The organism is Hydrogenophaga crassostreae (genome assembly GCF_001761385.1).
Taxonomy (GTDB): domain Bacteria; phylum Pseudomonadota; class Gammaproteobacteria; order Burkholderiales; family Burkholderiaceae_C; genus Hydrogenophaga; species Hydrogenophaga crassostreae.
The window spans coordinates 1,954,363-1,980,040 of sequence record NZ_CP017476.1 but is presented as its reverse complement, the minus strand read 5'-3'; the positions used below and the strand labels follow the sequence as shown (position 1 = coordinate 1,980,040).

The window sequence follows — 25,678 nt, the reverse complement described above, 5'->3', positions numbered from 1 at the left end:
GGCAAGGGTTGTGAATTTGCCTCACTCCATGCAAAAAGGGACAGCTTCCGCTGTCCCTTTTGGTGCTTATCGCAAGCCCGGCCAAGCCGGGCGAGGCATCACAGGCTGAAGTACATATCGTATTCGACTGGCGCCACTTCAACGCGGGTACGGTTCACTTCGCCCATCTTCAGATCAATGTAGGCATCGAGCATGGAGTCGGTGAACACGCCGCCTTTGGTCAGGAAGGCACGGTCTTTGTCCAGATGCTCCAAGGCCATATCCAGGCTGTGGCAAACGGTCGGGATCAACTTGTCTTCTTCCGGTGGCAGGTGGTAGAGGTCCTTGGTGGCGGCTTCGCCCGGGTGGATCTTGTTTTCCACGCCATCCAGACCGGCCATCAACAGAGCGGCAAAACCCAGGTAAGGGTTCATCAGTGGATCGGGAAAGCGGGCTTCCACGCGACGGCCTTTGGGGTTTGCCACATAAGGAATGCGGATCGAAGCCGAGCGGTTTTTGGCAGAGTAAGCCAGCTTCACCGGGGCTTCGAAGTGAGGTACCAAGCGGCGGTAGCTGTTCGTACCCGGGTTGGTGATGGCGTTGAGCGCACGGGCGTGCTTGATGATGCCGCCCACGTAGTACAAGGCGAAATCGCTCAAACCGGCATAGCCGTCACCGGCAAACAGGTTTTTGCCGTCTTTCCAGACCGACTGGTGCACGTGCATGCCGGAACCGTTGTCGCCGGCGTAAGGCTTGGGCATGAAGGTCGCGGTCTTGCCGTAGGCATTGGCCACGTTGTGCACCACGTACTTTTGCAGAATCGTCCAGTCGGCGCGCTGCACCAGGGTACTGAAACGGGTACCGATCTCGTTTTGCCCAGCGCCAGCCACTTCGTGGTGGAACACTTCAACGGGGATGCCCAGCGATTCAAGAACCAAGGACATTTCGGCGCGCATGTCTTGCGTGCTGTCAACGGGCGGTACGGGGAAGTAGCCGCCTTTGACTGTGGGGCGGTGACCGCGGTTGCCGCCTTCAAGTTTCACGCCATTGTTCCAGGGCGCTTCGTACTCTTCGATTTCATAAAATGTGTGACCTGGCGCGGTGCTGTATCGCACACTGTCAAACAGGAAAAATTCTGGCTCTGGTCCAAAAAAGGCCGTATCACCCAGGCCAGAAGCCTTCAAATAGGCTTCTGCGCGCTTGGCGATGGAGCGGGGATCGCGGTCATAGGACTTGCCATCGGTCGGCTCGATCACATCACAGGTGAGGATCAGCGTGGTCTCTTCATAGAAGGGATCGATGTTGGCCGTGTTCGGATCGGGCACCAGTTGCATGTCGGAGGCTTCAATGCCTTTCCAGCCGGCAATGGACGAACCATCAAAGGCATGACCGGAACTGAACTTCTCTTCATCAAAGTGCGACACGGGCACAGTGGTGTGCTGCTGCGCACCACGGGTATCGGTAAAACGGAAATCAACGAACTTGACGTCGTTGTCTTTCACCATTTGCATCACGTCTGCGACGGTCTTGGCCATCAAATACTCCTGTTTCTGGATGTGGGATTTCGAATTGCGACGCTCAGTGAAAAGCAGTTTTTATGCCAGCACACAATTTTGAGTCGAAGTAAGAAGAACGGCGCCTTCGCCCCGCTGTTGCGATTATGGCGCAACTAATTACGCAAAAGCGTCAAAACGAGCGCCCGGAGATGCACCAAAAAAGAGCCCATAACCAAGAACGCACCAAATAAGGGAACTCATTCAGCGCACCAATTCGGGGCCTATTTCTGCTCCAAAGCCCTGAAGCCCGAGCCTTAGCTGCTCGAACGCCGGGCCGACAGCCGCTGGCTGGCCTTTCACGCCCAGTTCGATGTGGCGCCCATATTGAGGGTGGTCAACGCTGGGCAAGCTGAATACCTTGACCGCATGCTCCCGTTCAATTTGCTCCATCAGCGGCGTCAGTGTCGCTTCCATCGAACCCATCACAATCAGTGAACGCTCCTGCCAGGTGTTGACCCGGTGCCAAGCTTTGTAATCTGTATCGAGCACACCCTCAATCATCGGCCAGGCCATCACAGGAAAGCCGGGCACGAAGTGAACCGCACCACCTGCTGCACCATCACAGGTAAAACCGGGAATCTTGTTGTATGGGTTTTCAATGATGCGCGCACCTTCCGGGAACACGCCCATGTTGAACCGGTGCACGTTGTCGGGCCGTTCCAGGTCAAACGCTTCGCCCTTCTCTTTCGCCATGTCGCGCATGCGCTGCTCGATCAGCACCTGGGCCGCGGGGTGAAGTACCAGATGGCGACCCAATGCAGCTGCTGCACATTGGCGCGTGTGGTCATCGGGCGTGGCCCCAATGCCGCCGCAAGAAAAAACCACGTCGCCCGAAGCAAACGCATCGCGCAGCGTTGCGGTGATGCGCGAACGCTCATCCCCCACACACAGTGCCCAAGCCAGGGACAGGCCACGGGCCTGCAGCAACTCAATAACCTTTGGAAGGTGCTTGTCGGCTCGCCGACCCGAAAGAATCTCGTCACCGATGATGATGAGGCCAAAGGATGGCGCGATGGGGGTGCTGGGGTTGGTCATGGTAGAGGCGGTTTTTTGGTGGCTTCTGGTTCGACTGCTTCCGGTGGCGCCTCGACTGCAACCACATATGGCAGTTCCTGAACGCCGCTCTGGGGGGCTTCGGCCTCCAGCACGTCCACCTCTGGCGTGCCGCGCATCACAGCCAGGGCCGCCAGCGCGTAGTGCGAGAACCAGAGTGACGCAAACGCGAACACCAATGTGTAGATCCAGATTGCAGCGGGCACCAGCAACGGCGCCAGTGGTATTGCCATTGCCCCCGAGGCCCAAAGCAAGCTGGGCGCGGCGCCCATGTAACCCGTGACAATGCCCATCAACAGAAGACTGCCACGGTACTTTCGCAGCAAGGTTTTTCGCTCTTGCGCACTGGCATGGGCCGCCAATACATCAAACGCGAAAACACGGTAGGTTAACCAGCCCCAGATCAGCGGCGGCAACAGCAAAACCAAAGGTGGGATCAGCCACAACGGCATTGACACGACCAACGCCAATCCGGCCATCAGGGTCGATCCCAGTGACCAGAAGGCACTCACAAGCAACGACCCTCCCCGCTTCAGCTCCAGCCGAGGAAAACGCCGGCGTCCGACCATGGCCACCATCGAAGGCGTCATAAACAACGCCACCAGCAACAGGCACAACACCACAATGGCTGGCGTGGCCAGAACCAGCACCAGCAGCGGTGCAAACACGGCACTGAAGCCACCCAGCCCGGCACCTTCCAGCCACCCCAATACCTTCTGGATCAGGGCATAGCTCTCAAGCCAGGCAGCCATCCCGGCCACGGCAGACTCCCAGAAAAAGTAGGCCAGCCCGAATGACAAAGCCACCATCAGCACCAGTGGCAAGAAAGAAAGTGCGATCACACGCGGATGAACACAATACGCGGCCGCCCGCCAGAAAGAATCCAACAACTGTTTCATGCCACGGAGAATACCGTCTTTCGTCCACATCTACCGACACACCACGCCTCGGTCATCCCGGTACGATCCACCCATGAGCCACATCAACGTTCGAGGCGTGAACCTTGAAACAACCTACCTGCCCGGACCAACCGGGCCCTCGCCACTGGTGTTCCTGCATGAGGGGTTGGGCAGCGTCAGCATGTGGAGCCAACGGGGTCGACATTGGCCAGCCGAACTGTGCGCGGCCACTGGCAGGGCCGGATGGCTTTATTCGCGCAGGGGCTATGGCCAGTCAGACCCTGTACCTGATGTCCGGGGCCCATCGGCGCGCAGCGGTGCGTGGTCGGTCGGTCGCCACTTGCCAGACTATATGCACCGGGAGGCTTTTGAGGTGCTGCCTGCATGGTTGGCTGCGACAGGCATTCAACGGCCTGTTCTGATCGGCCACTCCGACGGTGCAACCATCGCGTTGTTGCATGCCAGCCGCTACCCGGTCTCCGCTTGCGTGGCCATGGCGCCCCATGTATTCGTCGAGAGCAAGGCTCTGGCTGCCATCGAACAAGCCAGACAGCTCTACTCTGCCAACGACGGTGGTTTCCGCCAACGCCTGTCGCGTCACCACAAGGACCCCGACAACGCATTCTGGCAATGGAATGATGTATGGCTAAGCGAGCCGTTCAGATCGTTCGATATTCAGGCCGACTGCGCACCCATTGCATCGCCCCTTTTGTGCGTTCAAGGCCTGGACGACGAATACGGCACACTGGGCCAACTGGATGCCATACAGGCAGTTGTTCCTCGATGCCGTCGGCTTGAAATTGCTCAATGCGGCCACAGCCCACACCGGGATCAACCCGAACAACTCAGCACAGCAATCGCCGATTTCCTGAAGACCTGCGACTGACCCCCCTCGAACCCGTGGCGACAACCCGAACTCGCCGGGTAGGCAGACTTGGCACCATGCTCAATTAGACACACTACTTTAGTTGTCTGCGCTACCCCCTGTAGGGGATGCGCTCATCGAAGGTCTACCAGACAATTCTTGGCGCTGTCACACCCCGCGCCGCCACCGGCAGCGCAGGATCATTTCCTTTTTCTCCGGCTACCCCGGGCCCGACTTGGTGGAAGTGCGCCTTTTAGTGCGTAAGGCCACAGCAAGCTCCGCGAAAGAGCCTCGCCCTCTCCGCAACTTTCGCCCAGATCCGCACACCAAACAAGAAAGATGTCACGAAAAGCGTGCAATTGCATTCCGTCAATGGCACTTGAGCCGCGACAATCTCCTCCTCTGATACAAATTTTACATTTTCGATTCGAGCACACCTGATGACGACCTGGAATTCCCCTTGGCTGTTGGCCGCGTTGGCGCCAGTGCTGCTCGCACTCGGCGCCTTTGCGCACCGGCTCTGGGCCGCCAGACGCGAAAAGGGCCGTCGACGCATTCCAAACCACTGGCCCCTCACCCCGAGGGCGATCGTGAACAGTGAAGAGGCGCGGGTGTGGCATTGGTTGTGTCGCGCGTTTTACGACCACCAGATCATGATCAAGCTGCCGGTGACGCGTTTCACCGTTCCGCGCGACTTGGAAAAGGGCATGACGTGGTACCGCTTGCTGAACGGCGTTTACTGCACCTTCACCGTCTGTACGCCCGACGGTCGGGTCGTCGGATGCCTCGATGTGCCCGGCAAAAGTGCCCTGCCAAGGTCCACCCGGTTGCTGAAACACTCATTGCTGACCCAATGCGAACTCCCTTACTGGGTGGTGCGCTCCAGCAGCCTTCCCACTGTGTCGGAAATTCGCGCAGAGTTCCTGGGCGAGACGCCCACGCCTCAGACGCTTCGCGAACGCGAAATGGAAGAACGGGCACTCATCGCTGCACAGTCCAACTTGCGATCCGCACTCAATCGCCAAAGAGGCAGCCGCACCACCGATTTCAGCCCCTTGTCAAAATGGCCCACCAGTGCTACTGGTGACTCCACCATTGACGTAGCGGGATCCCAATGGCAGGACAACTCTTTCCTGGTCCCTCTCGACAGCAGGAAAGGCGACTTGCTCTAGCCAGCATTTCAATGCCTTGGCGTTCACGACCCGCCAAAGCCTCTTTTCCCGGAGCGAAGCATCTGGCTCACTTTTTCGTCAGCGCAGACACCTCGTCCGCTGTCAACCACCGCCATTGCCCCTCGGGCAGGCCTCCATCCAGAGACAAGCCTCCAATCGCCGAGCGGTGCAACCCCTCCACACGATTGCCCACCGCAGCCACCATGCGCTTCACTTGGTGGTACTTCCCTTCGGTCAGCGTCAGCCGCAAATGGTGCTCAGAAACGGCCTGGCAAGCTTGAGCGCGTACGGGCTTGGGGTCGTCATCCAACACCACGCCATCCAGCAACCGCTGCACCTGTTCAGGTGTCAAAGGGTGTTTGACTTGCGCCTCATAGACCTTGGGCACGTGGTGCCGCGGCGAAGACATTCGATGGATGAATTTGCCATCGTCAGACATCAAGAGCAAGCCCGTGGTGTCTTGGTCCAGCCGCCCCACGGACTGAACGCCAGCAGCAGCGCCCCCGCCACGTTCGCGCAGCGGTCCGGGCAACAAAGTGTAAACACTGGGGTAGGTACTGGGCTTCTGGGAGCATTCGTACCCCGCCGGTTTGTGCAGCAACAGATAGGCCAGGCGTTGATACACCCAGCGTTGGCCCTGCACCCAGAAAACGAACCCCGTTTCGTCAAACGGCTCCAACGGGTCATTGCAACGAACGCGCGCCTCCCCGACCTCAACCCAGCCTTGCTGTACCAACCCCGTGCACACCCGGCGCGTACCAAAGCCTTGGGAAAAGAGGATGTCCTGAAGGGCTAGCATGTGATCGGGGGCTGATAGGAACCAGAAGGTCGAGCTATCTCTGGAGCGCCATCATTCGGACGGCGCCAAAGACAGGCGAAAAACGCAATTCTAGGTGAGCCCCAAAACCTCACCGCGCCCTATTCAAACCAATGTGTTGACTTGGGTGCCCAGGGAGCCATCTGCAGCCAAAGGCAGATCACCTGTCGCGGCGCTGATCAGTGCCTGCGAAGCCGATTCCTGCATATTCATGGCTTTCTTCATCAATGCCAGTTGAGCAGTTTGACTGGACTGACCCTGCTCCACCTGGAGCACGCGGTCAACGAGCAATGCGGGAGAAACATCCATAACAACTCCTTAAGTGTGTGCACCCTCTATCGGTCACAACCAGGAAAAACTTAAGTTCTCATGCCCGGAGAAGCATACCCACGGCGCTAGCTGTCAATGTACGTCTCCAGACGCCATTGCAGGCTAAGCCGTTGATTTTCCAAAGAAAAAGGCCGCTAAGGATACGTCCTTAGCGGCCTTTAAACAGAGGTATGGGCTGGGGTCTACTGAATGAACGCCCACAGACCGCATAAACACTAGACTTTTGAATGATCCAATTCAAATTGCACCCCCATTTGCACCCCCACAGTGGGCGGGCTACCCGTTGAACGCACAGGTAAAAGTCGCTAGCCAGCGAAATCGTAACGCAGAGCGATTGCGCCAACAGTGCGAATACTAGAGGGCATCGAAGCAAACACAGGAGCAAAGATGCAAGCGAGCAAATCCAAGAATTCCACCAAAGCCGAGCGCTTGGAACAGATCAAAGATGCGAAGGGCATAGAACACGCACGAAAAATGCGCGACAAGCTGGGCTGGCGATGGACCCGCTCCGGACTCTGGTGGACGATCTGCAATCACTGGGTACCTTGGGCGGCTGCGTTGTTTGGCGCGATTGCTTTTGTCTCTTACCTGACCAACATTTTCGGCTGAAGGCGCTCAGTCACCAAAGCAATGCCGGTCAAAGAGCGCTGCAAGCCAACGCTATCGCACCCTCTGCTCGATGATCTGATCAGGTTCGCGCACTAGCGGCTGCGCCACGCCGCCGGGGGCCACACACCTGAATTGAAGTTCTGTTGAGCCAAGCTGGCCCGGCCTTGAAGGAATAGTGGTCGTCTGCAAGGTTTTCACTTCCAGACCCTTTGCCCGGCAAAACTGGTTAGCTTCCTTGTACACCTCTGCTTTGTTGCTCAGAGAGACACCAAGGCCCGGCGAACCATCCTTTTTGCCGATCATGTAAGAGTCCTGATCCATGGGAATCACGCCCGTGCTGGCGCACCCGACCAAAAACAGAAAAGGCAAGACAACCACTATTGAGGGGTTTCGCATCGTTTGGACCCTGTGAACGGAATCCCGACATCGTAGATCAATGGAGTCTGTGGCTTTTCCCGCTTCGATCCTGGCCCGCGTTTCGCGTTTGAATTCTCCCGAAAAGGGCCGTTTTTTTCCGCATGAGAAACAGAGCGGTTCACACCCGCCAACAGGCCCGGACTTTTACCCCGCCCCCCACCCCCTTGCGCTAGAGGGGAAAGCACCCCAGCCGCAGGGCATAGGCACACAGCGCCGCTTCCCGCCGTTCTTCGCAGTCCAGCAAGGCCGTGAACAGCCGTTCATAGGTGCGAAGCCTCATGCCCTTGGGTCGCCGCCAATTCGGGTCTAGGCGCGTTTCCAGCTTCGATTGCTTGCGCCATGCCCTGCCCATGGCATCTTCGGACTGCGAGCCATAGGCGACACGCTGGCAAGCCCGACAGGCAAACCGGCCCCATCGCAGGTACAACACCAGCCCACGAGCGCCACAGCATGGACACCGGAACCATTGCCGCTCACCGCCAAAGGCACAAGGGGTCGCGCAAAGCCCCACAAACAGCGAAACCGCTTCCCGCTGCCCACCACTGGAATGCGTGTAGGTCAGGGTAACGCCCTGCCCGTTTTCCACGTTGACATTGATCGAGCCCGCCGGATTGCCGCCCCGGCTCCACGACCATGAAAACAGCCGGTTGCCCGACAACAGCCCGCGCCGCGCCCAAAGCCTCAAATCGATGCGCTGCACCTGATCAGCCCTCACCCGCGTGGTAGGCCTGCCAGCGCCGAAACGCCAACCGCCCCGGCTCACAGGGCTTTCCCCACAGAATACGAAATCAATAGGCTAAGTGGCCTTTTCGGTTGACCCAAAGTTGACCGACCTTGACCAGCGCCCGCCCTGCCCACGGCTTGATAGCAGTGCAGAGATGAAACAGAGCATGGCTTCTCTATAAAGGTGTCCACCTGTGAAACCATGGGAGAGGGCCAAAGCAGCCCCACAAGTCCACCTGTGAAACGCGCAAGGGCTTGGGCATGGCCCCATGGTTGCAGCCGTGGACTTGCAGGGGCTTTGATGGTTTCAGCCATGGGCGTCACCTTGCGTTTTGCTAACAGGCAAGCGACCGCCGCCGGGCAATGTCCAATCCCGTTTGGCCGGGATGTTGGGCATCGCCAAAGGCGTTTTGGCCCGATAGGCTTTCGCCTCGAAACAGGCCAGCGCTTCCGGGTCGAACTTGGGCGACACATCCAAGGGAAACCATGTCAACGCCAACAGGTCGCAGGTCGATGGCATGTGCCCCTTGCGGGTGAGGTAAACAAACCCAGCCCTGATCAGCTCCCCTTTGCATCGCCAAACGGTTTGACGCGAACGCCAGCCGCGCTTGCTCAGGATCGACATTGCAACGGTCAAATTGCCGTTGTTGTCGCCTTTGTATTGGCTCATCAACTCAAGCAACAGCTTGCAGGCATGAGGGCTCAAAGCGGTGAACGCTGGGGCTTCAAACACACTGCGTTTGAGCGCCACAAACGGCTCATCAATCTTCGACCCTTTGAACCTGGCCCTACTCCCCGCCATTGCCATTCCCCAGCAAGCCGCCAAGGTAAACCCGCGCCGCCTCAAGGTCTGGCAGTGGCTTTGCGCCGTGGCTCCAATGCATGGCGATGTACAGCGCCTGCCCGTCTATCGGGGAGTCGGCTTTGACCAGCCCAACCCCCAGCAAGGCAAACTGAGCGGCCAAGGTCGCAAAGTCTTTGAACGACCGTTGCCCGGTCGCCGTGTCCAGATCGTTTGTCGGGTTCATGGCTGGCCCTCCAACACATACAAACCCACGCGATGCAATGCACCGGATTCTGTTACGGTTGTTTGCCAATGTGTTGTGATTCGATGCCCGCGTTTTCTCAATTGAAGAATGCGTGCCGGGCAGTGGTACACATCCAAATAGCGCATGGCTTCAAAGGTACTGATTGGAAAACGCGAAAGCGCTTCCAATAGCCGCGCCGCTTGTGAACGGCTGGCCGTGCCTTTAAAATTAATGCGGATCGTTTCAAGAGCTGCCTTCTTTTCCGGGGAGGTGGCTTTTTCTTTGTTCATGCCTTGCCCCTCAAACCGTTGCCATGTCTGCGCGCTTCGCGTGCAAACGGTTAACGAGTTCCCGAATATCGGCTTCGGACTTGCCCGCTATGCGGGCTGCATTGATCGCTTGGACCTCATTGCAAGGCCAGCCCACAGCGCGCTCCCCAATGGGCACCGGCTTCGTAAAAAGCCCCGCTTTGATCGCGTTGTAAATGCTTGCATGTGAACGGTGCCCCGTTTCAGCCTTGACGGCTGGCATTCTCAATATAGACATTACTGCCCCTTTGTAAATGTCTTTAGCAGGATTGCTATTGACTAGGGGCAGTGTGAAAAAAGATAGGCGAGGCGTCACCGCAGTTGCAGCGCAAGCGACCGCAACTGCGGCACTCAGCCCTCAAGGTCGTTCATAAGATTGTTTTTCGCCTCCGGAAGTACGACCTCTAGGTTTCGCTTGCTGACTCCTTGCGCTTGGCCGTAGTTTTGTACTAATTCGCGAATGAGACCTGCATCTTTTTCTCGCCCCTCTCGAGGCGACCGTGCCAACTCGACCAAAGCGCCAATGATATTTAGAAGGCTCCGTCGCTCTCTTTTTCCCATCGGCTTCTCCTCCACCGTTGGAGCTTCGGGCTCAGGGACTAAAAATCCACGAGATTGAACATCTTGCAACCAAGGTATTTCAATATTTTTCTTCTTTGCCCACTCCAAAAACACCTTTGGTTCAGCCCTGTCCGGATTATCCGGATTTGACTTCCACAATCTATTAAGGGTAGAAATACGAAATATCCTATCATCCTTCTCCCCTTCATCATTATGAAGAAGCCTCAAATCCGTTGTGAAATATCCCATTCCTTCATAAATTTCACTCGGAATAACACCGGCAATTAGAAACATCGCGCCTTCGTAATTCCAGGTATCTAAGACTAGCCACTGCTCGAACTCTTCTCTTGCGTCAAAGTTTGGCCCAGACTGATTTGCAACCTCCACGCCATTACTCTCTTCACCTCCGTCTAGCAGGGTTTCTTTGTCACATTTTTCAAATTGGTATATTGAAGGCAGCTCCACTGCGTTCAACCACCTAACCACCTCAGTCCTAGAGAAAAACTGCGTCTCAAATGTCTCCGGACCCATCACATCTTCAAAATCAGACAGCGCAAATTCGTTACAACTCTCTCTAACCCACTCCATATGTTCCGAATGAAGATGCTGAGGATCAATTGGAAACAATTCTAAAACTTCCTTTGTATCACCCTCAGTTGCAGCAGCCTTTCTGAGCAATGCTTCTGCGCGCAAATATGCTCTATTCATTCGGCGAATAACAGGCGTTATTCTTACAACATGAATTGCTTCCTCTCCCATTACCCCAAAAAGATTAGTATTACTTTCCGGAAGAATCCCACAAATTAATTCCGCCACTTCCTTCGCTTTAAAATGATCAGCGTAATCCCAATGAGATAGGTCATTCATACTTCTAGGCCCCTGCCGCCCCCCCGAGAAGAAGCCAGCGCCGCCGGGTCAGGGAAACCCGGTTTTCACCATCGGGGATCAGCCGAAGGCTAGGCGTGGCTGAAAACGATCTGCTAGTCGGACTGCTTGTCCAAGAACTCTCGATATGCCGGTCCGTCTTGTTCAAAAGCCACTCGAGCAACACCTAGTTTTTTCTTGTGCTCCCACATACATACAAAATAGACCGAGATCGCAACTGGCAAAATTAGCCACAAATAGCCCCTTAGGTATGTCGCATAGCTCGCTATTGCGGAGGCATACCAAGCAATGGGTCGCGCAGCATCATAAGCAGCGGTCGCCATGTCAAATTGTCTTTGCCCGTTTCCATAATCCTCTGGAAGATTCGGCCAAGTCATAAAAACCTCCCTTTTTTCTATTGCGTAATTGTCAATTTACAACAGGTGCAGACACCTCATCAAGGTAGTCGGCCCATCGCTGCATCATCGCCGCCCTCTGTTTGATGTACTGCGTCCGGTTGTAGGCCCGCCCGTTGGCATCTTTGACCGAGTGGGCCAATTGGGCTTCGATCACCAGCGGGTCACATTCCAGCCGCTCCGCCAACATGGTGCGCGCCGTGGCCCGGAAGCCATGCCACGTTTGAATCTCAGGCGTGTAACCCATGGTGATCAAGGCTGTACGCACCGAGTTTTCAGAGATGGGCCGTTCGTGGCTGCGCTCACCGGGAAACACGTTCACGCCATGGCCTGTATAGCCATGCAAGCCCCGCAGAATCTCCACCGCCTGCCGTGGCAAGGGCACCAGATGCGGGTCGCCGTTTTCTTTGCCGTCTTTGTTGCGCTTCATGCGCGCCGCCGGAATGGTCCAAAGGGCTGCGTCAAGGTCAATCTCTGCCCATGTGGCCCCGCGCAGCTCACCGGGCCGCTGAAACAGCATGGGGGCCAATTGCAGCGCCGCCCGAACGATAGGCCCGCCCTTGTATGACCGAATGGCCAGGATCAGCGCCCCCAGCTTGGCCGGGTCTGTGATCGCGGCAAAGTGGGTGCCCCGGTAAGGGGATAGCGCGCCCTTCAGGTCGCCAGTTATGTCCCGCCCTACCCGCCCAGTTGCCACGCCGTAGCGCCATATCTGCCGCGCCAGCATCAAGCCCCGGTCTGCCGTTTCCACCGCGCCGCGTTGCTCCACCTTGCGAAGCGTTGCCAACAGTTCCACCGGCTCTATCTCGACCAGCCGCCGCTCCCCGATCCATGGGAACAGATCGCGTTCTAGCTGGCGTTTGGATCGCTTGGCATGGGCTTCGCTCCATTCGCCCGCTTGTTTGTCGAACCATTCCAAGGCCACGACCTTGAAGGTATCGCCCGCCGGGTTGGTCGCTTTGAGCTGTTTCACCATGCGCGCCTGCACAGGGTCCACACCTTCAGCCCTTTGGAGCTTCACCGCGTCACGCGCCCTTCGCGCCGCCGTCAAACCGACTGCCGGGTACTTGCCCAAGGCCAACTGCTTTTCTTTGCCTGCTATCCGGTATTTGAGAAACCACCGCTTGGAACCATTGGGGTTCACCTGAAGGTACATCCCCCCAGAGTCAGTGAGTCGCACATGCCGCTTTTCTGGCGGGCAAGTGGCGTTTCGGCATTGGGCATCGGTCAACATGGCACAGCCTCCCTTGGGGGTACAGCGAAGCGCCGGGGCCACAGGTCCGGGGGTGCAACAGCCCCTCAAAATACAGCTTGCACCCCCACCAGAGGCTCCCAAGTGGGTTTGCGCCCCCACTTGCACCCCCGCTTCACATTGGCTGTCAGTATATCCCCCTGTACGCCAATGCAAGGTAAGCCGTTGATTTTCCAAAGAAAAAGGCCGCTAGGTGTATGTTCCTAGCGGCCTTTGTCACAGGGTATGGTGGAGCTGGGGGGATTTGAACCCCCGTCCGCAAGCCTTTTTCGTACAGTTCTACATGTGTAGTCGTCTGATTTGAATCTCACTTCCCAAGCCGCGCAGCGACACGCTGCAAGGAAAGCCAGCAACCTTGAATCTCACCGCACGCCAAGTTACCCGACGCACAGCCAGCCTATTAAATTATCTTTGCAGCCTGGACTCTAGCGGCTTGCGCCATTCGAACCCTTGCCCAGCCCATAGGCATGCTGTTGCAAAGCTCACCGGCAATTAAGCGGCGAGTGCGAAACGTTCGTCGTTTGCAGTTAGTTTTTTTTCTGCGGTTTTACGAGGTAACAGAACCTCGACATGCCCTGCCACGCGTCCGAACCCACGTCGAAACCAGTGCAGCCCCTGAACCCATAGTTTAAGGCAGTTCCAGCAATTTCAAGAGGTCGGCTGGCGAATGAATTCCCGCATCGGCTTTCCAGGAGTCCACGTCGGCATCTGGACCCAGGTAACCGTAACAGGCCGCGACGGTGGGCATGCCTGCCGCTTGGCCCGCCTGGATATCGCGCAAGTCATCGCCGACGTACAGACATTGCCCAGGCAAGACCCCTACCCGCCTCGCGGCCTCAAACAAAGGAGCCGGATGTGGTTTGGCATGGGGCGTGGTATCGCCACTCACAATCGCTGAGGCGCTGTTGAACAAAGGCATGGCCGCAGTCAACGGCAATGAGAAACGCTCGGCCTTGTTGGTGACAACGCCCCAGGCCAACCCAGCCGAAAGCAAACGATCCACCAAGGATTGAACACCCGCAAAAGCGACCGTGCGAGCCGTCAAACAGGCTTCGTACTCATCAAAAAACGTTCGTTTCCGAGCGTCGAAGCTGGCGTCTTCCGGGCCAATGCCAAATGCCACACGCAGCATGCCCCGTGCGCCAGAGCCCGCATGGGAACGGTATTCACTCAACGGCAGCGATGGCAATCCGCTCTTCACTCGCATCGCATCGGCAGCGGCGGCAAGATCGGGAGCGCTATCGATCAGGGTGCCGTCCAGGTCAAACAACACGGCGCGAACACCCGCGAAACGCTTGGCTGGCGTTGCCATCAGATCTTGCGGGTCGCGAAAAGATAGTTGACCTGGGTGTTCCCACTCAACCAGTAGCGCTTGGTCAGCGGGTTGTATTCCATCCCCTTGGTATGGGCCAGCTCCAGTTCTGCCTCACGACAATAGCCCGCCAGCTCGCTGGGCCGGATCATCTTGGCGTATTCGTGAGTGCCTCTGGGCAACAGGTTCAGCACATACTCGGCGCCCACAATGGCAAACAAGAACGATTGGGCATTCCTGTTGAGTGTCGAAAAGAAGACCCAGCCACCCGGTTTGACAAGCGTCGCGCAGGCACGCACCACCGAGGCGGGGTCGGGCACGTGTTCCAGCATTTCCATGCAGGTCACCACATCAAACGAGGCTGGTTGCTCAGCCGCCAACCCTTCGGCGCTGATTTCCCGGTAACTCACGCCTTTGGTCGAAGCCTCCAGCGCGTGCAACTGCGCTACCTGAAGTGCTTTTGTAGACAGGTCGATGCCTGTCACCTGCGCGCCCTTGCGGGCCATCGAGTCGGCCAAGATACCGCCACCACAGCCTACATCGAGCACGCTCTTTCCAGCCAGCGGCGCATAGCCATCAATCCACGCCAGGCGCAAGGGGTTGATTTGATGCAAGGGCCGGAATTCACTCTCAGGATCCCACCAGCGATGGGCAAGCTCGGAGAATTTGGCAATTTCGGCGGGGTCGGAGTTGACCGTTTGAGTGGCATTCATGTTTGAATTTTCCCATGCATTCAGGGTGGGATGCCATGCTGAGCGGCAAAATCCGATCTGGCCTTGCGCACGTCACCGCGCGTCACGCATGCCCTGGGCAAACCGGCCCCCTGGCTTGCCATGTGCTGGCGGTAGTCCCGGTTCTGAAAAGGATCGGCGACCACGTAGCCAGCCTGTACTTTGCATGCGCCTTCGGGGCCACAGGTTTGCCAGGTGGCGCCGAACACAATACGACCATCGGCGGTGATTCCCGGAAACGCACTCGCAAGCACGCGGGTTTTCAGGTCTTCTACCTGGAATGCCTGCCCTTTGGCCTCGTCCCGCCGGTCAACGAAGTAGACGCTGCCGTTGTGGGTGTATGCCAGCATGGCGGGGCGGCCTGATTCGGAGAATCCAAAAACGGCCTTACCCGGCGTGGCCTGCAAATCGGCGCGCAGATCACAAGGGTGTTGCGTTGCCAACGCCTGCCCGCCAAGCCCATACACCCGCATGCTGGGTGCACCCTGCGCGGGGCTGATGGGAATGGCGGAGAACTCCAGACCGTCAACCGAGATCATGGGCAACGTGTAGACATTGCCATCGCTCACGTTGCGCGCGCCACAAATGAACTGAGCACCGGTATCCCTGACCACTTCGACCTGACCGCCTGAATCGCGCAATCCAAGTGTGCGCACCTGCAGCGGCCCTGTGCCCTGCCCTTGCCGTCCGCCTTGTGGCCAACTCATGGAGCGTATCCAGATCAACGGCCCATCTGAACCTGGGATCTGGCTCTTCAACTCTGACGCAGCCGCATAGAACCCGCTCATCCCTCCCTTGAACGCAGGCTGCGCCGCCAGTTGCAGTTGAAGCATTTCAGCCAGTCGAAAATGCCGCCCATCCACGTCAACAAGGTAGCGCCAACTGCCTTGAACGGGAAACGCCTCGTTTCTCAGCGGCGTCTTGTAGAACCGCATGGGTTGATGCTGTTCAAGTGGTAGCTCGATCAGGGCCACCTCACCCAGCTTGCGCCCAGAAAAAGACCGCAATACGAAGCGCCCGTCCGGGCTGACACGCTCATAGGTGCCCAACGCCGGAACCCCCTGACTGTCCTGACCGACCTGCGACGCATCAAGAGGCCAATAACTCACCGCATCGATACAGACGCTGTCAGCGGCACCACCGGGCGCCGCGCTCGCCGCCAAATTGAAGCACGCCCACATCGAGAGCATGACCCAGAACAAAAAAGGTCCGTGCCCGCCAAGGCTCATGCGACAGGGAGAGCAGTAAGGCTCCAGTTTCTTCATAAGGAAGGCGACACAGCGGTCTTTAGCGTATCGAGGCGGTCACCAAGCACGGCCTGCCACGCCTCGCCGGGCATCACCCCCCAGATTGGCCAAGCATGCAAATGCTTTCCGAGAAACACGCGCACATAAGGAAAATGATTGATTGCCGACCACCCCGTCAGGCACCCCGCCGGCGGCCGGTAGGGCCGCTGGACTTGCCAGTCTTGCATGGGTGGGCTTGCCAATACCGCCAGCCACTCCGCATCAGGCGTCCGGGAATCCAGCCAGGCCTGCACCCGGAACCCACTATCTGATGCCTCGCGCTGCATGCGCGGCCACTCCAGCAAGCTGTTTGCCATACGAGGACTCAGGACCACAACCAACAAAGGGCGCTGGTCGGCAGTCGAGTCGCCGTGTTGAGTGATGCAATGTTCGAACCAGCCATCGTCCAGCACTTCGACCGGTGACAAAACGCGTTGAGCGGCCCCTGTTTCAAAGGAGGCGCAGCCAGACAGCACGATGCTTGTCAGCAAGACGAGAGGCAACAGGCTGCGAACAACAGGAAGCATCATTCGACAAAAAAAAGGCCCCAGCGCTTGCACGCCGGGGCCTTTTCATTCAACGCTAGGTTGAGGATTACTTGCGGGTACCCACAACTTCCACTTCCACGCGGCGGTTCTTGGCACGGCCTTCGCGGGTGGCGTTGTCAGCCACTGGCTGGGTCAAGCCCTTGCCTTCGGTGTACACGCGGTTGCTTTCAATGCCCTTGCTCACCAGGAAAGCCTTCACAGCTTCAGCGCGGCGAACGGACAGCGCCTGGTTGTAGCCAGCAGAGCCAACGGAGTCGGTGTGACCCACGGCAATCACCACTTCCAGGTTCACGCCACCGACTTTGTCAGCCAGATCGGCCAATTTGGCTTTGCCTTCTGGCTTGAGCACGGCTTTGTCGAAGTCAAAAAACGCATCAGCTGCGTAGGTAACTTTGGCAGGTGCTGCGGCTGCGGCAGGTGCTGCGGCTGGTGCAGCAGCGGGAGCAGGTGCAGGAGCGGGTGCTGCTGCAGGCGCTGGGGCTGGTGCTGGTTCTGCGGGAACGATCGCTCCATCGCAGCCCTTCGCGGCGGTAGCAGGCGTCCAGCCAGCATCACGCCAGCACAGAGAGCCATCACCGTTCTTCCACTGCAGATTGCCATGGGCACTGCGCCAGTTGTCGTTGGTGTCGGTGCCGCCCGATGGTGCAGCCAAAACAGCCGTAGCCAAGGTGGCGGACGCAAACAGAATTGCCACTTTGTTCAGATTTTTCATGGATTTCCTCTTGGTGTAAGCCGCATAACGGCTGGTTCTCAACATTGACGCTTGAAGTGACCACCACTAGAAACGCTGAATTTATTGTGCCACAAGCCCGCTATTCACCGCTTAACAGCCGTCGCTGATAGGTCAGCCGAAGTTACGGTTTCCAAGGCTCGTTGCTCGACAGCAACAAAAGCGCCCTGAGAGCCTTTTTCGCTACCAGCCTAAAATAGGCGGTTGCCTTCGGGCTTTTGCTGCCAACTTACACCACCGCCCATGACTCAGTTCGCCAAAGAAACACTGCCTATCAGCCTGGAAGAGGAGATGCGCCGCAGCTACCTCGACTACGCCATGAGCGTGATCGTGGGCAGGGCACTGCCCGATGCCCGAGACGGTTTGAAGCCGGTACACCGACGGGTGCTGTTCGCCATGCACGAACTCAACAACGACTGGAACCGGCCCTATAAAAAGTCCGCCCGTATCGTGGGTGACGTGATCGGTAAATACCACCCACATGGTGACAGCGCTGTGTACGACACCATCGTTCGCATGGCGCAAGACTTTTCCTTGCGCCACATGTTGGTCGACGGTCAGGGCAACTTCGGTTCGGTGGACGGCGACAATGCCGCTGCCATGCGGTACACCGAAATTCGCATGTCCAAGATTGCGCACGAATTGCTGGCCGATCTCGACAAGGAAACCGTGAATTTTGGGCCCAACTACGACGGTTCGGAAAAAGAGCCGCTGGTGATGCCCGCCCGCTTTCCCAACTTGTTGGTCAACGGCTCTGGTGGCATCGCGGTGGGCATGGCGACCAACATCCCGCCCCACAACCTGAACGAGGCCATCCACGCCTGTTTGCACCTGCTCAAAAACCCGGAGGCATCCATCGACGAATTGATGGAAATCATTCCGGCACCCGACTTCCCAACGGCCGGCATCATTTACGGCATGAACGGCGTGAAAGACGGCTACCGCACGGGCCGTGGCCGCGTGGTGATGCGCGCCAAGTGCCACTTTGAGGACATCGACAAGGGGCAACGTCAGTCCATCATCGTTGACGAGCTGCCCTACCAGGTCAACAAGAAGACCCTGCAAGAGCGCATCGCCGAGCTGGTGCACGAAAAGAAAATCGAAGGCATCAGCCACATCCAGGACGAGTCCGACAAATCGGGCATGCGTCTGGTGATCGAGCTCAAGCGCGGCGAAGTGCCAGAGGTGATTCTCAACAATCTCTACAAGCAAACCCAGCTGCAAGACACCTTCGGTATCAACATGGTGGCCCTGATCGACGGCCAGCCCAAGTTGTGCAACCTGAAGGACCTGATTCAGGTGTTCCTGGAACACCGCCGCGAAGTGGTCACCCGCCGCACGGTGTTCAACCTGCGCAAAGCCCGCGAGCGCGGCCATGTGCTGGAAGGTCTGGCTGTTGCCCTGGCCAACATCGATGACTTCATCAAGATCATCCGCGAGTCGCCCACGCCGCCAGTTGCCAAGGCCGAGCTGATGACCCGCAGCTGGGACAGTGCCCTGGTGCGGGAAATGCTCACCCGCGCCAAGGCCGACGGCGGCACCATCAACGCCGACGACTACCGCCCGGATGGCCTTGAACGCGAATTCGGCATGGGCAGTGACGGCCTGTACCGCCTTTCCGAAACGCAGGCGCAGGAAATTCTGCAAATGCGTCTGCAGCGCCTGACCGGTCTCGAGCAAGACAAAATCGTCGCCGAGTACAAGGAAGTCATGAGCGTGATCGACGATCTGCTCGACATCCTGTCCAAGCCCGAGCGTGTGTCCACCATCATTGGCGAAGAACTGGTTGAGGTGAAGACCGAATTCGGTCAGACCAAGCTCGGCGCCCGCCGCAGCGAAATCGAACACAGTGCCCAGGACCTGTCCACCGAAGACCTGATCACGCCCACCGACATGGTGGTCACGCTCAGCCACAGCGGCTACATCAAGAGCCAGCCACTCTCCGAATACCGCTCGCAAAAGCGCGGCGGTCGCGGCAAGCAGGCCACGGCGACCAAAGAAGACGACTGGATCGACCAGCTCTTCATTGCGAACACACACGACTACATCCTGTGCTTCTCCAACCGCGGTCGCCTGTACTGGCTCAAAGTCTGGGAGGTGCCGGCAGGTTCGCGCGGATCGCGCGGCCGCCCCATCGTCAACATGTTCCCACTGGATGAAGGCGAAAAGATCAACGTGGTCCTGGCGCTGACCGGTGAAGCGCGCAAGTTCCCCGAAGACCAGTATGTGTTCATGGCCACAAGCATGGGCACGGTGAAGAAGACCCCTCTCTCCGACTTCAGCAATCCGCGCAAGGCCGGCATCATTGCCGTGGGCCTTGATGAGGGCGATTTCCTGATCGGGGCAGCCCTCACCGACGGCCAGCACGATGTGATGCTGTTCAGCGACGGTGGCAAAGCGGTGCGCTTCGATGAAAACGATGTGCGCCCCATGGGCCGCAATGCACGCGGCGTGCGTGGCATGGCCATCGACGACACCCAAAGCGTGATCGCCATGCTGGTGGCCGAAGACGAAGAGCAAAGCGTGCTCACCGCGACCATCAACGGCTACGGCAAGCGCACACCCATCAGCGAATACACCCGCCATGGCCGCGGCACCAAAGGCATGATCGCGATCCAGCAAAGCGAGCGCAACGGCAAGGTTGTTGCCGCAACACTGGCCCGCAGCGAAGACCAGATCATGCTGATTACCGACACGGGCGTTTTGGTGCGTACACGGGTCAGTGAAATCCGCGAAATGGGCCGTGCGACCCAAGGCGTCACACTGATCGCTCTGGACGATGGATCTGAGCTCTCCGGTTTGCAGCGCATTGTGGAAAACGACGCAAACATGCAAGAAGCCCCCGAGGAGGCGGACGCCGAAGGAACCTTGCCAGATGGCGAGGATATTGAGGGCAATGAAGGCACGGATGCCGCATGACGCGGCCGTATAACTTCTCAGCAGGCCCTGCCGCGATGCCGGAATCGGTGTTGCGGTTGGCCGCCGTGGAAATGCTCGACTGGCAAGGCAGCGGCATGAGCGTGATGGAAATGAGCCACCGTGGCAAAGCCTTCATGTCGATCTGCGAAACCGCCGAACGCGATTTGCGCGAATTGCTGGCGGTACCCAGCCAGTTCCGGATCCTGTTCATGCAGGGCGGAGGGTTGGCAGAAAATGCCATCGTGCCGTTGAACCTCTCCCGAGGGGGTGCAGTGGATTTTGTGGTGACGGGCGGCTGGAGCCAGAAATCGGCCAAGGAAGCCAACAAGTACGCCACCGCTCGAATCGCGGCCAGCAACGAAGCCGATGGGCACACCTCATTGCCCACCCCCGCCAGCTGGAAGCTGGGTAAAGACGCGCAATACGTGCACCTGTGCAGCAACGAAACCATCCATGGCGTGGAGTTTCACGAGCTGCCGGACCTCAAGGCCCTGGGCTGCGACGCGCCATTGGTCATCGACTTTTCCTCCCATGTGGCCTCGCGCCCGGTGGACTGGTCCCGCGTAGGCCTGGCGTTCGGCGGCGCCCAGAAAAACCTGGGGCCAGCCGGTTTGACCCTGGTGGTGGTTCGCGAAGACCTGCTCGGCCATGCGCTGGCGGTCTGCCCCAGCGCGTTCGACTACAAAACAGTGGCCGACAACGGTTCGATGTACAACACGCCACCCACCTACGCCATCTACATGGCAGGCCTGACGTTCCAATGGCTCAAACGCCAGACAGCGGGTGGCTTGAGCGGCGTGGCGGCCATCGAACAACAGAACAAAGCCAAGGCGGAGCTTCTGTACAGCTTCATCGACAACTCGCAGTTCTACCAAAACAAGGTGGCCAAAGACTGCCGCTCACGCATGAACATACCCTTCTTTTTGCGCGATGAAGCACGCAATGAGGCTTTTCTCAGCGGTGCGCAGGCAGCGGGTCTGTTGCAGCTCAAAGGCCACAAATCTGTTGGAGGCATGCGCGCCAGTATTTACAACGCCATGCCCCTGGAAGGCGTTCAAGCATTGGTGAGCTACATGCGTGAATTTGAAATGACGCAGGCCTGAGACCATGACGAAACCGACCCAATCTGATGCCCTGGCCGAGTTGCGGGTGCAAATCGACTCACTGGACCAGCAAGTACTTTCCCTGCTGAATCAGCGTGCCCGCGTAGCGGAACAAGTCGGCGAGATCAAACGCGCAGAGGGCTCACCATTCTTCCGCCCCGACCGGGTGGCGCAGGTCATTGAAAAGATCCAGGCAAACAACCAGGGGCCGCTGCTGAACCAGCACGTGGCTTCCGTATGGCGTGAAATCATGTCGGCCTGCCTGGCACTGGAAGCACCCCAACGCGTGGCGGTGCTGGGACCCGCCGGTACATTCTGCGAACAGGCGGCTGTGGAGTTCTTCGGTGGCGCAGCCAATCTCATTTACTGCGCCAACTTCGACGAAGTGTTCCACGCGACCGCCGCGGGCACCGCCCAATACGGCGTGGTCGGCATGGAAAACTCCACCGAAGGGGTTGTCGCTCGCTCACTGGACCTGTTCCTGCGCTCGCCGGTTCATGTTGTAGGCGAGGTCAGCCTGCTGATTCGCCACAACCTGCTGCGCCAAGTGAACTCGCTGGAAGGTGTGGAGGTGGTGATGGCCCATCCGCAGGCACTGGCCCAGTGCCAGAACTGGCTCACGCAACACCTGCCCAACGCCGAGCGCCGCGCCGTATCGAGCAATGCCGAAGGCGCACGCCTGGCGGCCACGAACCCGGCATGGGCGGCGCTGGCCAGCGAGCGCGCGGCCGGTCAATTTGCGTTGCACATCGTGTCGCACGCTGTGCAGGATGAGGCTTACAACCGCACACGTTTCGCCGTCATCAGCCTGCCGCAAACCATGGCCATGCCACCGGCCTCCGGCAACGACTGCACCAGCCTGGTTGTTTCCGTACCCAACCGGCCAGGCGCAGTGCACGATTTGCTCGTGCCGCTGAAGAACAATGGCGTGTCCATGACGCGATTTGAATCTCGCCCAGCCAAATCGGGTCAATGGGAATACTATTTCTACATCGATTTGAATGGTCATCCCAACCAGCCCAATGTGGCCGCGGCCCTCAAGGAGCTGCAAGGTCTCTGCGCTTTTTACAAAGTGCTCGGGGCCTATCCAGTGAACGAATGACCTTGCACATACTGAAACCAACCTCCTGGAAAAATGCCCATGTTTGAGCAACTCGGCTTGATCGGCTGCGGCCTGATGGGCGGCTCTTTTGCCTTGGCACTCAAGCGGGCCGGCCTGGTCAAACGCGTGGTGGGTTACAGCAAATCGCCCTCCACCACCGAGCGCGCGCGACAGATGGGGGTCATCGATGTCGAGGCCCCATCGGCACTGTTGGCCGTCTCCGGCGCCGACCTGGTGTTGCTGGCGGTGCCCGTTTCGGCCACCGAAGCCACGTTCAAAGCCATTCGCCACCTCATCACCAAAGACACCCTGGTGATGGATGTGGGTTCAACCAAGCGCGACGTGGTGGATACCGCCCGGCGCGTGTTGAAAGACCATGTCGGCATCTTCGTGCCTGCCCACCCCATCGCTGGCAAAGAACTCTCTGGCGTGGAACATGCTGATGTGAATCTGTATGTGGGCCGCCAGGTCATCCTCACACCCATCGAGCGCACGCTGACCACCCAGCTTGAGAAGGCCAAGAAACTCTGGACGGCCCTGGACTGCGAGGTCAAGCTGATGTCGCCCGAAGCACACGATGCCGCCTACGCGGCCGTCAGCCACCTACCCCACCTGATCGCTTTCGCCTTGATGAACGCCATCAAGGGACAGCAGGCGTCAGAGGACTTCCTTTCACTGGCAGGCCCCGGTTTTCGCGACTTTTCCCGCATTGCTGCGAGCGACCCCCAGGTTTGGCGCGACATTCTCTTGTCAAACAGAGAAGAGCTGATGGCCCAGTCCAGGCACTTTCAGCGTGCGCTCCACGCACTGGAATTGGCGCTCACCAACACCGATGCCGACAAGCTGGAGTCCCTCATCGGTGAGGCCAGCAAAGCGCGCTCCCGTTGGCGCATAGGCAGCAAGCTCAAGGGCTGATTTCACCGCATTCGTCGCGGGCTTCACCCGCGCTCAAAGCCGCATGTACACCACCGAATTTCTCGATATTCCACCCCTGACCGGTGCCAGTGGAACGGTTCACCTGCCCGGTTCCAAAAGTATTTCCAATCGCGTGCTTCTGCTGGCAGCCCTGAGCGAGGGCGTCACCACGATTTCCGACTTGCTTGACTCAGATGACACACGGGTCATGCTGCAGGCGCTGCGCCAACTGGACTGTGGCGTAGAACCACTGGCCAATGGGCAGCTGCGCATACAGGGCCTGGGCGGACAGCTCAGAATCAAACAGACAGACCTTTTCCTGGGCAATGCGGGCACGGCCATGCGCCCGCTTTCGGCCGCGCTGGGCCTCTTGGCCTCGACGCAGGGTGCACAGTTTGAACTGAGCGGCGTGCCACGCATGCACGAGCGCCCTATCGGCGACCTGGTGGAAGCCCTGCGACAACTCGGCTGCCCCGTGTCGTACTTGGGCAACGATGGTTTCCCGCCACTGCGGCTGGGCGATGGCCTGATTCACCCGCTGATGCTGGATGCACCCATCCGCGTTCGAGGCGATGTATCCAGCCAGTTCCTGACCGCCCTTTTGCTCGCATTGCCTCTGGTGGCGACGGAGCAAGACGTGGTCATTGAAGTTGTGGGAGAGCTCATATCGCGCCCCTACATCGACATCACCCTCAAACTGCTCGGCAAGTTCGGCCTGCACATCCGTGAAGAAGGCGCTTCGCGCTTCGTGATTCCCGCTGGCAGCCGCTACCGCTCGCCTGGTGAAATCGCCGTGGAGGGCGACGCCTCGTCGGCCAGCTACTTTATCGCCCTGGGTGCCTTGGCGCCACCCACAGCCATCGCCAACGGCATCACCATCGAGGGCGTGGGGCTGGCCTCGATTCAGGGTGACATACGGTTCGTGGAAGCCGCGCGCCTGATGGGCGCCGAGATCACAGGCGAGGCCAACCGGCTGCACATTCGGCGTGGCGCCTGGCCACTCAAGGCCGTGGATCTTGACTGCAACCACATACCCGATGCGGCCATGACCCTGGCGGTAATGGCACTGTATGCCGACGGCACCACAACGCTGCGCAATATCGCCAGCTGGCGCGTCAAGGAAACCGACCGCATTGCGGCCATGGCCAACGAGGGCCGCAAGCTTGGCGCAACGATCGAAGAAGGCCCAGATTTCATCCGGATCACGCCCCCGCCCAACCCGGAGAGCTGGCGGGCGGCCTCGATTCACACCTATGACGACCACCGCGTCGCCATGTGTTTTTCCCTCGCCGCATTCAACCCGGCGGGCTTGCCGGTTCGAATCGAAGACCCCAAATGCGTTGCAAAGACGTTTCCCGACTACTTTGAAGCACTCTTTCAGGTTTGTGAAACCGCCCCGCAACGGATTCCCGTGATTTGCGTGGATGGCCCCACCGCCTCAGGCAAAGGCACACTGGCCAGCGAAATCGCCGATCGCCTGGGCTACCACCTGCTCGATTCGGGCGCGCTGTACAGGCTGGTCGGACTTGCCGCCGATAAGAAAGGGTTGTCAACCGACGATCAGACCCTGAAAGAGCCCGCCCAAGCCCGCCGCCTGGGCGAGCTCGCCGCCGCCATGAATGTGCGTTTCGAAGGCCATCAAACCTATCTTGACGGTCAAGACGTGAGCGATGCCCTGCGCACCGAGTCGGCCGGCATGGCGGCTTCGCGGGTCTCGGCAATCCCACAAGTCAGAGCGGCCCTGCTGCAACTGCAACACGGCTTTCGGCGCTTGCCGGGCCTGGTCGCCGATGGGCGGGACATGGGAACCGTGATTTTTCCGGGAGCCCCACTCAAGGTATTTCTCACCGCCAGTGCCGAACAAAGGGCCCAAAGACGTTATAAGCAATTGATTTCAAAGGGAAATGCTGCTAATATCGACAGTCTTTTGGCGGATCTGGTTGCCCGTGACTTACGAGACTCATCTCGAACGCATGCGCCACTCAAACCTGCTGAAGATGCTTTGCAACTGGACAATTCTGCACTTGACGTCGAGCAATCGGTCAAGCAAGTCTTGGGTTGGTGGCAAAGCCAATCGGCGTTTCCTGGCAACTGATTTCGGCAACGAAGTCAGGCGACAGAAGCGCCACTTTTGATGGCCCCGAAGGCACAGCCGGGTGTTCTCGACCCGCAGGCCGGAAGGT

Annotated in this window: 26 protein-coding genes and 1 other RNA gene; 8 read left to right on the top strand and 19 right to left on the bottom strand. The window is 58.6% G+C overall.

The genetic code is table 11. From position 1 onward, the window contains the following. Positions 1 to 98: 98 nt before the first annotated feature. The 3 genes from glnA to LPB072_RS09195 form a co-directional block, all read right to left on the bottom strand. The gene (gene glnA, locus LPB072_RS09205) at positions 99 to 1,514 is read right to left on the bottom strand and encodes a type I glutamate--ammonia ligase (protein WP_066094516.1); all 1,416 of its coding nucleotides are present in this window, start codon (positions 1,512 to 1,514) and stop codon (positions 99 to 101) included. 222 nt (positions 1,515 to 1,736) lie between these two features. Beyond that, positions 1,737 to 2,549: a competence/damage-inducible protein A gene (locus LPB072_RS09200; protein ID WP_066094859.1), complete on the bottom strand. Its 813-nt coding sequence runs from the start codon at positions 2,547 to 2,549 to the stop codon at positions 1,737 to 1,739. A gap of 17 nt (positions 2,550 to 2,566) precedes the next feature. Next, positions 2,567 to 3,487 carry an EI24 domain-containing protein gene (locus LPB072_RS09195; RefSeq protein WP_066094513.1) on the bottom strand — a complete coding sequence of 307 codons (921 nt, stop codon included), beginning with the start codon at positions 3,485 to 3,487 and terminating at the stop codon, positions 2,567 to 2,569. 73 nt (positions 3,488 to 3,560) lie between these two features. On the opposite strand from LPB072_RS09195, the gene LPB072_RS09190 reads away from it, so the two are divergent. Further along, entirely contained in the window at positions 3,561 to 4,373 is an 813-nt protein-coding gene (locus LPB072_RS09190) for an alpha/beta fold hydrolase (protein ID WP_066094510.1), read from the top strand. A 419-nt stretch (positions 4,374 to 4,792) separates the two neighbouring features. Then, positions 4,793 to 5,524 (top strand): hypothetical protein, encoded by a 732-nt coding sequence (locus LPB072_RS09185; RefSeq protein ID WP_066094507.1) that lies wholly within the window; start codon positions 4,793 to 4,795, stop codon positions 5,522 to 5,524. A 67-nt stretch (positions 5,525 to 5,591) separates the two neighbouring features. Here the strand turns inward: LPB072_RS09185 and LPB072_RS09180 are convergent, their stop codons facing one another. Together LPB072_RS09180 and LPB072_RS09175 are read right to left on the bottom strand one after the other, a co-directional pair. After that, positions 5,592 to 6,323 (bottom strand): 16S rRNA pseudouridine(516) synthase, encoded by a 732-nt coding sequence (locus LPB072_RS09180; RefSeq protein ID WP_066094504.1) that lies wholly within the window; start codon positions 6,321 to 6,323, stop codon positions 5,592 to 5,594. A 123-nt stretch (positions 6,324 to 6,446) separates the two neighbouring features. Next, positions 6,447 to 6,650, bottom strand: a complete 204-nt coding sequence (locus tag LPB072_RS09175) for a putative motility protein (RefSeq protein WP_066094500.1) — start codon at positions 6,648 to 6,650, stop codon at positions 6,447 to 6,449. 408 nt (positions 6,651 to 7,058) lie between these two features. Here LPB072_RS09175 and LPB072_RS09170 point away from each other — a divergent pair, with 408 nt between their 5' ends. Beyond that, positions 7,059 to 7,280 carry a hypothetical protein gene (locus tag LPB072_RS09170; protein WP_066094498.1) on the top strand — a complete coding sequence of 74 codons (222 nt, stop codon included), beginning with the start codon at positions 7,059 to 7,061 and terminating at the stop codon, positions 7,278 to 7,280. 51 nt (positions 7,281 to 7,331) lie between these two features. Here LPB072_RS09170 and LPB072_RS09165 read toward each other — a convergent pair whose 3' ends face one another. The 14 genes from LPB072_RS09165 to ompA form a co-directional block, all read right to left on the bottom strand. Then, the gene (locus LPB072_RS09165) at positions 7,332 to 7,583 is read right to left on the bottom strand and encodes a hypothetical protein (protein ID WP_197508932.1); all 252 of its coding nucleotides are present in this window, start codon (positions 7,581 to 7,583) and stop codon (positions 7,332 to 7,334) included. A gap of 283 nt (positions 7,584 to 7,866) precedes the next feature. After that, positions 7,867 to 8,412, bottom strand: a complete 546-nt coding sequence (locus LPB072_RS09160) for a hypothetical protein (protein ID WP_157694178.1) — start codon at positions 8,410 to 8,412, stop codon at positions 7,867 to 7,869. Positions 8,413 to 8,727: 315 nt separating this feature from the next. Then, positions 8,728 to 9,228 (bottom strand): hypothetical protein, encoded by a 501-nt coding sequence (locus LPB072_RS09155; RefSeq protein WP_157559267.1) that lies wholly within the window; start codon positions 9,226 to 9,228, stop codon positions 8,728 to 8,730. Further along, positions 9,209 to 9,448: a hypothetical protein gene (locus LPB072_RS09150; RefSeq protein WP_066094485.1), complete on the bottom strand. Its 240-nt coding sequence runs from the start codon at positions 9,446 to 9,448 to the stop codon at positions 9,209 to 9,211. The genes LPB072_RS09155 and LPB072_RS09150 overlap by 20 nt, the downstream gene beginning before the upstream one ends. Then, positions 9,445 to 9,738, bottom strand: a complete 294-nt coding sequence (locus tag LPB072_RS09145) for a helix-turn-helix domain-containing protein (protein WP_066094482.1) — start codon at positions 9,736 to 9,738, stop codon at positions 9,445 to 9,447. The genes LPB072_RS09150 and LPB072_RS09145 overlap by 4 nt, the downstream gene beginning before the upstream one ends. A gap of 10 nt (positions 9,739 to 9,748) precedes the next feature. After that, complete coding sequence (locus tag LPB072_RS09140) at positions 9,749 to 9,979, bottom strand: helix-turn-helix transcriptional regulator (RefSeq protein WP_231943475.1); 231 nt, start codon at positions 9,977 to 9,979, stop codon at positions 9,749 to 9,751. A gap of 128 nt (positions 9,980 to 10,107) precedes the next feature. Then, a complete protein-coding gene (locus tag LPB072_RS09135) occupies positions 10,108 to 11,184 on the bottom strand; it encodes a hypothetical protein (RefSeq protein WP_157559266.1) in 1,077 nt (358 codons plus the stop codon). 426 nt (positions 11,185 to 11,610) lie between these two features. Further along, positions 11,611 to 12,831: a tyrosine-type recombinase/integrase gene (locus LPB072_RS09125; RefSeq protein WP_066094471.1), complete on the bottom strand. Its 1,221-nt coding sequence runs from the start codon at positions 12,829 to 12,831 to the stop codon at positions 11,611 to 11,613. 244 nt (positions 12,832 to 13,075) lie between these two features. Beyond that, positions 13,076 to 13,465, bottom strand: a transfer-messenger RNA (tmRNA) gene (gene ssrA, locus LPB072_RS09120). Between the two features lie 12 nt (positions 13,466 to 13,477). Next, entirely contained in the window at positions 13,478 to 14,161 is a 684-nt protein-coding gene (locus LPB072_RS09115) for an HAD family hydrolase (protein WP_066094468.1), read from the bottom strand. Further along, complete coding sequence (gene ubiG / locus LPB072_RS09110; RefSeq protein ID WP_066094465.1) at positions 14,161 to 14,874, bottom strand: bifunctional 2-polyprenyl-6-hydroxyphenol methylase/3-demethylubiquinol 3-O-methyltransferase UbiG; 714 nt, start codon at positions 14,872 to 14,874, stop codon at positions 14,161 to 14,163. Before ubiG ends, LPB072_RS09115 begins: the two co-directional genes overlap by 1 nt. Before the next feature lie 20 nt (positions 14,875 to 14,894). Continuing rightward, complete coding sequence (locus LPB072_RS09105) at positions 14,895 to 16,082, bottom strand: hypothetical protein (RefSeq protein ID WP_157559265.1); 1,188 nt, start codon at positions 16,080 to 16,082, stop codon at positions 14,895 to 14,897. A 71-nt stretch (positions 16,083 to 16,153) separates the two neighbouring features. Beyond that, positions 16,154 to 16,738: a hypothetical protein gene (locus tag LPB072_RS09100; RefSeq protein WP_157559264.1), complete on the bottom strand. Its 585-nt coding sequence runs from the start codon at positions 16,736 to 16,738 to the stop codon at positions 16,154 to 16,156. Positions 16,739 to 16,772: 34 nt separating this feature from the next. After that, positions 16,773 to 17,438 (bottom strand): outer membrane protein OmpA, encoded by a 666-nt coding sequence (ompA, locus tag LPB072_RS09095; RefSeq protein ID WP_066094856.1) that lies wholly within the window; start codon positions 17,436 to 17,438, stop codon positions 16,773 to 16,775. Positions 17,439 to 17,699: 261 nt separating this feature from the next. Here ompA and gyrA point away from each other — a divergent pair, with 261 nt between their 5' ends. The 5 genes from gyrA to LPB072_RS09070 are packed head-to-tail and all read left to right on the top strand — an operon-like array spanning position 17,700 to position 25,590. Then, positions 17,700 to 20,375 carry a DNA gyrase subunit A gene (gyrA, locus tag LPB072_RS09090; RefSeq protein WP_066094456.1) on the top strand — a complete coding sequence of 892 codons (2,676 nt, stop codon included), beginning with the start codon at positions 17,700 to 17,702 and terminating at the stop codon, positions 20,373 to 20,375. Further along, positions 20,372 to 21,478 carry a 3-phosphoserine/phosphohydroxythreonine transaminase gene (serC, locus tag LPB072_RS09085; RefSeq protein ID WP_066094453.1) on the top strand — a complete coding sequence of 369 codons (1,107 nt, stop codon included), beginning with the start codon at positions 20,372 to 20,374 and terminating at the stop codon, positions 21,476 to 21,478. Before gyrA ends, serC begins: the two co-directional genes overlap by 4 nt. A gap of 4 nt (positions 21,479 to 21,482) precedes the next feature. Continuing rightward, positions 21,483 to 22,580, top strand: a complete 1,098-nt coding sequence (gene pheA, locus LPB072_RS09080; RefSeq protein WP_066094449.1) for a prephenate dehydratase — start codon at positions 21,483 to 21,485, stop codon at positions 22,578 to 22,580. A 39-nt stretch (positions 22,581 to 22,619) separates the two neighbouring features. After that, the gene (locus LPB072_RS09075) at positions 22,620 to 23,495 is read left to right on the top strand and encodes a prephenate dehydrogenase (RefSeq protein ID WP_066094854.1); all 876 of its coding nucleotides are present in this window, start codon (positions 22,620 to 22,622) and stop codon (positions 23,493 to 23,495) included. Positions 23,496 to 23,538: 43 nt separating this feature from the next. Beyond that, positions 23,539 to 25,590, top strand: coding sequence for a bifunctional 3-phosphoshikimate 1-carboxyvinyltransferase/cytidylate kinase (locus tag LPB072_RS09070; protein WP_066094446.1), 2,052 nt, complete (start codon positions 23,539 to 23,541; stop codon positions 25,588 to 25,590). Positions 25,591 to 25,678 lie beyond the last annotated feature (88 nt).